The 10,659-nt window shown below is 32.8% G+C and carries 9 protein-coding genes; 8 read left to right on the forward strand and 1 reads right to left on the reverse strand.

Annotation, left to right across the window (positions count from 1 at the left end):
- Positions 1 to 248 precede the first annotated feature (248 nt).
- From HMPREF1504_RS02090 to rpsT, 8 genes are all read left to right on the forward strand, one after another.
- Positions 249 to 1,901, forward strand: coding sequence for a hypothetical protein (locus HMPREF1504_RS02090; protein WP_051411660.1), 1,653 nt, complete (start codon positions 249 to 251; stop codon positions 1,899 to 1,901).
- On the forward strand, positions 1,891 to 3,834 hold the full coding sequence (locus HMPREF1504_RS02095; protein ID WP_038123043.1) for a tetratricopeptide repeat protein: 1,944 nt from the start codon (positions 1,891 to 1,893) through the stop codon (positions 3,832 to 3,834). Before HMPREF1504_RS02090 ends, HMPREF1504_RS02095 begins: the two co-directional genes overlap by 11 nt.
- 32 nt (positions 3,835 to 3,866) lie before the next feature.
- Entirely contained in the window at positions 3,867 to 4,262 is a 396-nt protein-coding gene (locus HMPREF1504_RS02100) for a hypothetical protein (RefSeq protein WP_038123045.1), read from the forward strand.
- 295 nt (positions 4,263 to 4,557) lie between these two features.
- Entirely contained in the window at positions 4,558 to 4,902 is a 345-nt protein-coding gene (locus HMPREF1504_RS02105; RefSeq protein ID WP_038123047.1) for a hypothetical protein, read from the forward strand.
- Positions 4,903 to 5,476: 574 nt separating this feature from the next.
- Complete coding sequence (locus HMPREF1504_RS02110) at positions 5,477 to 7,093, forward strand: DUF2828 family protein (RefSeq protein ID WP_038123048.1); 1,617 nt, start codon at positions 5,477 to 5,479, stop codon at positions 7,091 to 7,093.
- Positions 7,094 to 7,236: 143 nt separating this feature from the next.
- Positions 7,237 to 7,770 carry an NUDIX hydrolase gene (locus HMPREF1504_RS02115; protein ID WP_038123051.1) on the forward strand — a complete coding sequence of 178 codons (534 nt, stop codon included), beginning with the start codon at positions 7,237 to 7,239 and terminating at the stop codon, positions 7,768 to 7,770.
- 229 nt (positions 7,771 to 7,999) lie between these two features.
- Positions 8,000 to 9,172 (forward strand): phosphopentomutase, encoded by a 1,173-nt coding sequence (locus tag HMPREF1504_RS02120; protein WP_038123052.1) that lies wholly within the window; start codon positions 8,000 to 8,002, stop codon positions 9,170 to 9,172.
- A gap of 90 nt (positions 9,173 to 9,262) precedes the next feature.
- Positions 9,263 to 9,523, forward strand: a complete 261-nt coding sequence (gene rpsT, locus HMPREF1504_RS02125; RefSeq protein WP_005378787.1) for a 30S ribosomal protein S20 — start codon at positions 9,263 to 9,265, stop codon at positions 9,521 to 9,523.
- Positions 9,524 to 9,575: 52 nt separating this feature from the next.
- Here rpsT and HMPREF1504_RS02130 read toward each other — a convergent pair whose 3' ends face one another.
- Complete coding sequence (locus HMPREF1504_RS02130; RefSeq protein WP_038122762.1) at positions 9,576 to 10,562, reverse strand: IS30 family transposase; 987 nt, start codon at positions 10,560 to 10,562, stop codon at positions 9,576 to 9,578.
- Between the last annotated feature and the right edge of the window lie 97 nt (positions 10,563 to 10,659).

Here is a 10,659-nt window from a genome sequence, read left to right on the forward strand (position 1 = left end):
TGATTTTTAGATGTCTTTGCAAACACTATTTTATCAGAAAGCCATGAATCTTTTTTAGTTGCACTTAGATTATAAATTCAAGGTGTAAAAAATTACGTATTATAATTTATATAATGTTCTTATCAACTATAGCAAAATTAGTTAGAAAGAATTAAAATATAAGATGAAATATAGATGAAGTGGCAATGTAATTAACTAATATCATTTCATATATTTTTTCTATATAACTAAAAATGTAAGGGGATATCATGAGTGACAAGAAAAAGAAAGAAGATTTATATTATAGCCAAAATGAAACGATAGCTCATAATGATAAATTACTTAGGTTTAATGGCAGACAAGGACATGGATATGCTGCGGAACAAGGTAATAATTTATACGACACGATAAATGGGAGAAATGCAGAAATACTTGGTGATGATAATGCTAAGAATGGTCCAGATCGAATGGTTGATGGACAACTTATACAAACGAAATATTGCCAAAATGCTAATGCTTCTGTAAATTCAGGATTTAAGAATGGTAAATATCGTTACTTGGATAGTAATGGAAACCCAATGCAATTAGAAGTACCATCTGATCAATATGATGAAGCTATTCGAATTATGGAAGAAAAAATTAGAAAAGGGCAAGTGCCTGGATGTAAAAATCCTAAGGATGCATCAAAAATTATCAGAAAAGGCAATATTACATTAAAACAGGCTATCAATATTGCAAAGGCTGGAACAGTAGAGTCGCTTGTGTTCGATGCGGTTCATGGTGCAGTTATTGGTTTAAGTGCAGCAGGTATTTCATCCACTATTGTTTTAGCTAGAGCTTTATGGAATGGTGAAGATTTAGATACCGCATTAGACATAGCTATGTATTCTGGTATACAAGCGGGTGGGATTACTTTTGTAACTTCGGTTATTTCATCTCAAATTACGAAAACAGGCGTTAGTAATTTATTGATTGAACCATCTAATGAGCTTGTTAAATTACTGCCTAGTACAGTTAGAAAACAATTACTTGCTGCGATAAGAGATGGTGCACCTATTTATGGTGCTGCTGCAAGTAAAAATTTAGCTAAATTATTGAGAGGTAATTTTATAACTCAAGTAGTGACTGTATTAGTATTAAGTAGTAATGATATTTTTCATTATGCACAAGGAAAAATATCAGGAAAACAGCTTTTCAAAGAGGTCACAACATTAGTTAGTGGATTGATAGGTGGAGGTGTAGTAGGTGTATTACTTGCACCATTAGGCCCTGTAGGAGTTATTATTGGTAGTATTATCGGAACCGGTTTAAGCTCTGAGGCTATGAGAAGATTATTAAATCAATTTATAGAAGATGATGCTGTTAAACTTATTGAGATTGTAAATAGTAGATTAACAGTTTTAGCTAATGAATATTTGTTAAGTAAATGTGAGTTAGATCTTGTAGTTGAAGTTCTTAGAGGGTGTTTAGTATATAGTAAATTACTAGAAATGTATGCATCTAAAGATAGGATAATATTTGCAGATGAACTGGTTGAGAAGTGTATTACTTCAGTAATTATATGGAGAACTAATATTCTTATACCAGATCAAGTAAGTTTAACAAAGAGTATAAGTCGTGTATTAATTAAAATTGAAAATAGAAGTTTTTCCATTGATTCAATTGTAAAGAGTAATCCACAAGAAATTGCAAAAAAAATCTTAGATAGAGATATTTCAAAAGTAGCAGCAATGAAAGGAATTTATGTTGCAACTCAATCTAATATTATTAGGAATCAAAAAGAAATGATGTTATATAAAATTCAAAATCGGCGAAAAACGTTTGGTACTGAATTAGAAATAATAAACGAAGAGTTGAAAAAAAATGAAATAGATTTTAGTGTAGAATTAAATAAACTAAAGGAACAAATTCATGGGATATAAGATAAATATTTTAGATAAAAGTATTAATAGAATTGATAGTGACTCTATTAATAATGAAATAGATAGAGTTGTAAGACGGTTTTCTGATAATAAAGTAATTATTAATAGAATGGTATTTGATAGTATTGCATTATTGACTGAAGCTGAAACAGCTGAAGAAAAATTAACTAATAAAGGGCCCTTAAAGAGATTAATAGGAGCTATAAGTGGATCAAATAGAAAGTTGGCTGATCAAATTAGAAGTAATAGAGGTAAAGCTTTATATTTGGCACAACAAATGTTACAAAAAATAGCAGAAGAACAATTGTTAACTTTAGATGTGATTGCAAATATTGATAATCGATTAAACTTTCATATAAAAGATTTAAATACTAAAATCAATAATATTAATAAAAATTTAAGGCTATTTTTATCGACTTATAGAGAAGGATTGATTGCTATATCTGAGAAGATAGAAAAGCATGATAGAGATATAGCGCTATTAAAATGGTTATCAACATTACGTTATCAAGAATTCAATGGTATTAAATATAAAGATTTAGATGAATTAACTAAAATAGTGTGTATTATTAAAGATTTCTATGATTTAACACAGGGGAATTGGAGTCAATCAGACTTGTTAATGATACGAGTAGCATTAGACAATCTAAATATTCACTTTGATTTAGAATTTAATTATTTAGAAGCTTTATTAAAAATATATTCTAGTTCTGAATTAAATAATATATTTATCTTTAATAAAGAATATAATTTATCAGATGATTTATCTAAATCATTTATTATATTGAATACATTTGAGCGATTAAGTGAATTTGAAAGTAAGGATATCTATTTAATAGATGTTTGTAAGAAAATAAATGACAATATGTTATCTGATTTTGAGTTGAAGCGTGAGTTAATTAAATCATATGTAATATATAACCATTATGTTGATATTGATCACTCAATTACAGCATATAATTTGATTTTAGATTTTCTATACAATTTTAACTATTCTTGTAGAATGAATAAGAGTGATCAAGATATTAATACTTTCGAAGTGGTGTCAGAGAATGTATCAATAGATTCAAATGAGGAAATTGTACGATTAGAATTAGATTCTTATGCTTTAAAACTATATCAAAAAGCTATAGACGCAAGAAATAATGGTGATGCTGATCTTTCTTATAAAACGTTTAAAGAAAGCTCGGATACGGGTAATATAGATGCTTTATATGAATTAGCACAATGTTATTTTGATGGTTATGGGGTTGAAAAAGATTATTCTACTGCATGGGATTTATTAAATAGTTGTTTAGAGCAAAAGAATTATAATGCACATTATTTAATAGGTTTAATGTATGAGAAAGGATTAGGAATTGAACATTCAATTAATTTAGCTAAAGAAAATTATGAGAAAATAATTCAGTATGGTAATAATTCTTTATTAGTTGGTAAAGCTCAAAAAAATTTAGCAGATATTCTTTGGAGTGAGTCCAATGGGGAAGATGATAAGTCTCCATATATTGAACTATATGAAGCATCGTTCCGTAATGGTGTTTATAGTTCCATAACTACTTTAGCCAAAAAGTTTTATGATGGTGATAAAATATATAAAAATCTTTCAAGGTATTTTCATTATCTTACTATGGGGGCCGAAAAAAATGATTCCGAAGCGCAGTGGTTACTAGGACGTTTATTTAGTTATACTTATAAAGTAAAGGAAAATCTAATAGCATCCTATTATTGGTATTTAAGATCAGTTGAAAATGGTAATGTAGATGCTATGTATTGGTTAGCAATGGAGTATTTATCTGATAATAAATATTTAAAATCGAAAATGACTAAGGAGGTGCGTAGAAAAAAAGCTCGTAGTTTATTACGTAAAGCTGCAGAGTTAGGTAATTATTCAGCTATAGCTTTTATTGGGGATGACGATTATAGCGATTGGTAAATAATTTATATAAATTTAGAAAGGATGATATTATGTCTACATTAAATCAATCTGAATTTAGAAAAGTAAGAGATTCTTTTAACGCGGTATTAAGAGAATTTGAAAATTATAAAAATATATATTTTAAAGATACAGCGTTATCTGATTATAATGAAAATTGTATTTTTTCAGAGTATATTTTAGAAACGGATTCTATTTATAAAGAAGCATATGATTTAAAAGAAATTTTAGATTATATTGTTAATAAAGTGAATATTTCTACTCGTAATAAAAAGGATGAGTATATTCAAATGTACAATGTGGTACAATCAATTATTTATACTTTAGTAGACTCTTTTAGATATGTTTGTGAATTATTTAAACAATCTGGTTTAAGTGATAATGAGTCTGTAACGTTATTGAAAACGGAAATTTATAGGCATATATAATATAGTTAAATTATGAACTCAACTATTTTATAAATTCAATACTAATTATCATTTTAAATGAAACTTCTAAAGGGGAGGCAGTAATTTATAAATATATATAGTTTAATTATTATGCTTTTATAACATTTATTATAAGGTCCTTTTTAGAACTAATCGTTGGAAATACTATTGAGAATAAACATCTTTATAAGATGTTTAATTTTGATGCATCATTTTATACGCATGAACTTTTGTACAATATACATGTAATCAGTTAGTTATTCTAATGTTATTTTGTAGCATAGAGGTGTATGGTATGAAAACAGATGTTATTAAAGAAGCTCTTGAAAGTTTAAAAAAAGAAGACCCTAAATTATACGAGGATGTAGTGGAATATATTTCTACCAATAGAAATAAAACTGGTGTTCATCCTGAAGGGGTGTATCATGAACACAATTGGCCTAATATTATAGGACCTATGCCTGGACCTTTTCCTCATCCACGGAATCCATTTGAACAAAAAACATTTGGTGTATTTTGGCCATTGGCTGGGTTATATTTGTTCTATAAATTAGTTAGAAAGGTATGGCGATTATTACGAGGCAAGAATCAAAATATTTCTTTAGATGATATTATTACGTATATAAATAATCATAAATAATGCATTCTATGGCCGAAAGATTTCTACGACCATCACGCGGACCATAGAAATGGTTAGCTGATGAAATTTGGCGCGTTGAGGCAGAGTATTAGTAGTAACTGTAGTGGACTAGCAATGCAGTAAAATATGTGTTGCTAGTTCTAACTTTCAAAAAAAGTAAAATATTAAAAAATAATTGTTGACACACACGGGTGCGTGTATTATAATTACATCATCAGGTGAAAGAAATCACCAACATATAGAACAGAAAGACTTAGATTCTAACAGCAATCCTATCACATACATAACTTGATTAAGATGAGTATAGAATCTAGTATAATTTCATAGTTATCGTTCATAAACGATTCATAAGGTTAGACACTAGCAGCAATCTTCGATGATTTAACCAGAAAAAGTGATTTTGGAGACCCTTTGGTCTAGAGTATCGTGTCTAGTTATCCTTAGCCTCAGTGAGGTTAGTAATTGTCTTGAACTTTGTATTGTAACCGCTTATGGTTGTCTTGTTTATTTTGCTTTCAAAATTTACGTTGTGATAATCCGCAGCGGTTTTTTATATGCCAAGGAGATATGAACTATGAATACATTTATGAACGCTTTAACAAACAATGAAAAATCTTATACCGCTAATGATGGTACTGCGTATCATACGAGTGGCAGTCCTCTTGTGGATCTTAATTTCTCTGTGCCTGCATTGCGTCAAGTTGCGGTTGATTTTTATGGTAAAAGTAAAAATGACCGATATTTCTATGGCGCACATCGCACTATGGATGCTGTGGAAGCATTACGTTTATTTATTACATCCTACGATGAAGATCCTCTGTATACCATGAAATGGCTTATGTATGCTCGCCATATTAAGTTAGGTCTTGGCGAGCGTGATGTATTTCGCATGATGCTCACTAAAATTGGTGACTTGTATCCAGAGATGGCATTGCAGTTCATCATCGGCACCGAGTTATGGAAGTATGGCCGTTGGGATGATGTGTTACACATCTTTTTTGATACTACAAGTGGTATCTTACACGATGGACTAGGGGCGTTAATAGCTAATCAGTTTAGACGCGATGTAATGGCGTGTGGACTAGGCGATTCAATTAGTTTATTAGCTAAATGGATGCCATCCAATAATACATCGTCTAAGCAAAAACGTTCTGAAGCAGTTATTTTACAATCCTTGTTACATCTAAGTGCACGAGAGTACCGTAAAACTCTGTCTAGATTGCGCGAACATCTAGCGGTGGTAGATCGCAAGGCTTCTCTCAACCAATGGAACGATATTAATTATAATCATGTGCCATCAAAGGCGAATCTTAAATATCGTAATGCTTTCTTAAAACATGATGAAGAACGCCGCCAGGCGTATCTTACATCATTAGAAAAGGGCGATGATTCTGTTAAGATTAATGCTAATTCTATGTTCTTATATGATATTGTACAATCCTATATAGACAATAATAGTTGCTGGAGGAATATTTTAAGACCGTATGATGAAACATTAGAGCAATTATGGCATGCCCAAGAATCGCCTAAGGATTATGATGATATCTTAGTTATACGCGACGGGTCTGGATCTATGGGGCAACAACTATCAGGTAATAGTTCCGTTACTGCACTTAGCGTAGCAGATTCGATTGCATTGTATTGTGCACAGCATAATAAGAATGAATCCTTTAAAAATCGATTCATTACCTTTAGCAATCGCCCTCAGATGGTAGACATTTCGATGTGTGAAACTTTGCGAGATAAGCTTAGACGATTGCATCGCTTTGACGATTACAGCAATACGGATATAGAGGCAACATTTGACTTAATTCTCGACACAGCTGTTAAAAATCATCTACGTCAAGAGGAATTACCTTCAGCGTGCCTCATTATTTCTGATATGCAGTTTGATCAGGCTACAAAGCATGAGGATAACACGTCCGTTATTGAATCATGTCGTCAGAAATTTGAAGCCTTTGGGTATACTATGCCACGGCTCATTTTCTGGAATGTATCGGTCTATGCGCATAATACAATTCCTGTACAAATGCATCCGAGTGGTGTTATTCTCGTATCTGGATTCTCTAAATCTATCGTAGATATGGTGGTATCTAGAGAAGTCAATCCTGAAACGGCACTTAAAGCCGAATTAGATGCTAAATGTAGTATTGTAGATACAGTATTACAAGGCTATGTAAAGGTAGCGTAATATTTATATAATCTCATTAAAATAGGTTCCTATTAGTCACAATATGACGAGTAGGAACCTTCTTTTGGTGTAATTAATTTGTGCTATAATGAGTTGTAGGTTTTATACTATAACAATCATTTTATATATACGAGGAATTAAGTATGGCAATTAGCAAAGAAGTACAAAAATCTAGCGAAATGAAGTTTGATGGTAAACTAATTAAGGTTACCTATGATATAGCTGATGTAAATGGAAATGATGCGTGGCGTGAAGTTGTCCATCATCCAGGTGCTACAGCAATCGTAGTTGTTACAGAAGACAATAAAATTGTGATGGAACGTCAATTCCGTTATGCCTTGCAACAGCCTTTACTTGAAATTCCAGCAGGTAAACTAGACCTTAACGAAGAACCTATTAACTGTGCTAAACGTGAATTAGCAGAGGAAACAGGTTACCGCGCCAATCAATGGATTCCATTGGGAACTATTGCAACAAGTCCTGGTTTCTGTAATGAAGTACTACATCTATACTTAGCAAAAGACCTCACCATGGGTGAAACTAACTGGGATCCTGATGAATATGTAGAGCTTGAGTACTTTACATTACCTGAACTGCTAGAGGCTATCAAGGCTGAGCAAATTAAGGATAGTAAATCCTTAGCAGCTCTAATGTTAGCTATGCCTTATCTTAAGTAGTACTTTATTTTCATAATTATATATAGTATAATTAACACATAAAGAGAGCCAAATAACGTGCTGTTAGCGTTAGGCTCATCTAAAATACGGAAATATGATGATGCCTAACGTGTTGAGGTGGTAGGATACCTCATACGTTAGGCGTTTTTATTCCCTAACTCACGTTACTTGGCTCTTAATGGTAGTATAGCACGTAATATTTTAGTTGAATATTACAATAGGAGTTATTATGTATAAAAGAATCATTATATTAGTTATGGATTCTGTTGGCATTGGTCATGCCCCAGATGCGGCAAAGTTTAATGATGAAGGGGCTAATACATTAGGACATATCGAAGCAACTGCAGGTTTGATTCATTGTCCTACATTGCGTTCTTTGGGATTGGCCAATATTGCTGATATTAAGACCGATGAAACACCTGTTATGGGTGCTTATGGGAAAATGGAGGAAGTCAGCACAGGGAAGGATACAACTAGTGGTCATTGGGAAATGATGGGCCATCCTGTTACGGTTCCGTTCCCTACATTTTACGATGGATTCCCTAAGGAGTTAATGGATACTTTCACCAAAGAAACTGGATATGGTTATCTTGGTAATGAGGTTGCATCTGGTACTGAAATCATCGAGCGCCTTGGCGTAGAACACATGAAAACGGGGAAACCAATCGTGTATACCTCTGCCGATTCTGTGTTTCAAATTGCAGCACACGAGGATGTGATTCCTTTAGAGGATTTGTATCGTATGTGCGAAATTACGCGTAACAAAGTATGCATTGGTGATTATTATGTAGGTCGTATCATAGCTCGTCCGTTTGTAGGTAAACCAGGTCATTTTGTACGTACCTCGAATCGTCATGACTATAGCCGTATGCCTGAACACCGCATGGTGCAACAGAAATTACAATCTGCTCAAATTCCTACGGTAGCCGTCGGCAAAATTGGTGATATTTATGCTCATGTCGGATGGGATGAAAGCTATCCAACCAAATCGAATGCTCACGGCATGAATGTGGTGCCTTACTTATTAGGTTCCTCCTTTGAAAGTGGCCTCATGATGGTAAACCTTGTAGAGTTTGATAGTTTATATGGTCATCGCCGTAACGTAGAAGGCTATAAACGTGCCATCGAAGATTTTGATTACCAATTAAGTGGATTATTACCATTATTGAAAGATGATGATTTGCTTATCATCACAGCTGACCATGGTAATGATCCTACATGGCATGGCACAGACCATACGCGTGAACATGTTCCATTACTTGCCTATAGTCCAAGTATGAAAGGGGTCATCAATTTAGGTTTACGCCATAGTTTTGGTGATATAGGACAAACCGTATTGGCGAACTTTGGACTTTCACCATATGCAGTAGGCACATCATTTTTAAAAGATATTATGAAATAGTCGTATTGTGTAATATAATCCTTGCGTCACAATATCTTGTATGATATAATCATTCAGGTATAAGAAACGATTTTTAAGGAGGTGACTCAATTGCCAAACATTAAATCCAGTATTAGAAGCGTAAAAACGGATGCTGAACGTCGTGCGAAAAACGCCGCTGTGAAATCTCAAATCCGTACAGCAGCTCGTAAAACCGTTGAAGCTGTTCAAGCAGGCGCAGTAGAAGAAGCAAAACAAGCACTTGTTCAAGCTACTAGCGTAATTGATAAAGCAGCCTCCAAAGGTGTACTTCATAAAAACACTGCAGCTCGCAAAAAATCCAACCTTGCAGCTAAAGTAAACGCTTTATAATTTTATAGAGCCAAAGCCCATCGATGATGGGCTTTTTTTATACCTTGAATTGTCAAGTCAAATGCAACTCTACTGAATGATAAACCTCGTATGGAGTTTTCCAATTTAAGCATTTGCGCGGCCTAAGATTTATTTCTTTCATTTTTGCTTCAACATAGCTATCTGATTGATTAATATCCACAGTTTTCGGGAAATATTCTCTAAGCAATCCATTGGTGTTTTCGTTTGTTCCTCTTTGCCAAGGATGATGTGGAAATGGAAAATAAAATTCTACTAAATTCAACTCCTGACTAATTTCTGCATGTTTAGAAAACTCTTTCCCTCTATCTGGAGTTATTGTTTCTAGAGGTTGATTTTTTAAAAGCTTAATCATCGCTTGTTTGACTAAAAATGCATTCTTTTTTGCAATTTTTTTACATAGCAGATACCTACTTTTTCGATCAGTTAATGTTACTAAGCAAGCCTTACCAGTCTGCCCCATAACTGTATCAGCCTCCCAATCACCTAATCGTTCTCGATTATTTGCAGGAGCTGGTCTATCTGTAATTAAATTACTAATTTGAATTTTTCCACGTCTTTCTTCATAATTTTTTGTATGACGACTTTTACCACGATGTCGTAGTTTGCGAACAACTCCTCTATTTCCATGTGATAATTCTTTTTCATCAAAACGACCATTATATATTTCCCTGTAAATTGTATTGTAACTAATAGTGAAGCTTGAATTTTCAAATTTCAATCGAGAGGAGATCTGTTCCGGAGACCATTGATGTCTCAAAAATAAATTCTTTACACATTCATATAGACTTGGATTATCTAGCTTTTTTCTTGGTTTACAATTAAAGCGTCTATTTTTATATCTGTCATGGGCTTCACAAGGTATGTACTCGCCATTTTGACTATTTCTTTTGATTTCTCTTGATATAGACGATTTATTTTTCCCAAGTAAAATTGAAATTTCTGTTTGATTTTTTCCTATATCAATAAAATGTTTTAGAATTTCGCGCTCTTTTAGTGTAAAATGAGTATAATGATTCATGGCTCCTCCTGATTTTTAGATGTCTTTGCAAACACTATTTTATCAGAAAGCCATGAATCTTTTTTAGTTGCACTTAGATTATAAATTCAAGGTAAAA

This window comes from Veillonella sp. ICM51a (genome assembly GCF_000524355.1).
Lineage (GTDB): Bacteria > Bacillota > Negativicutes > Veillonellales > Veillonellaceae > Veillonella > Veillonella atypica.

Coding starts and splice junctions, on each gene's coding strand:
- HMPREF1504_RS02090 (WP_051411660.1), top strand. CDS start 249: ATGAGTGACAAGAAAAAGAAAGAAGATTTATATTATAGCCAAAATGAA.
- HMPREF1504_RS02095 (WP_038123043.1), top strand. CDS start 1,891: ATGGGATATAAGATAAATATTTTAGATAAAAGTATTAATAGAATTGAT.
- HMPREF1504_RS02100 (WP_038123045.1), top strand. CDS start 3,867: ATGTCTACATTAAATCAATCTGAATTTAGAAAAGTAAGAGATTCTTTT.
- HMPREF1504_RS02105 (WP_038123047.1), top strand. CDS start 4,558: ATGAAAACAGATGTTATTAAAGAAGCTCTTGAAAGTTTAAAAAAAGAA.
- HMPREF1504_RS02110 (WP_038123048.1), top strand. CDS start 5,477: ATGAATACATTTATGAACGCTTTAACAAACAATGAAAAATCTTATACC.
- HMPREF1504_RS02115 (WP_038123051.1), top strand. CDS start 7,237: ATGGCAATTAGCAAAGAAGTACAAAAATCTAGCGAAATGAAGTTTGAT.
- HMPREF1504_RS02120 (WP_038123052.1), top strand. CDS start 8,000: ATGTATAAAAGAATCATTATATTAGTTATGGATTCTGTTGGCATTGGT.
- HMPREF1504_RS02130 (WP_038122762.1), bottom strand. CDS start 10,562: ATGAATCATTATACTCATTTTACACTAAAAGAGCGCGAAATTCTAAAA.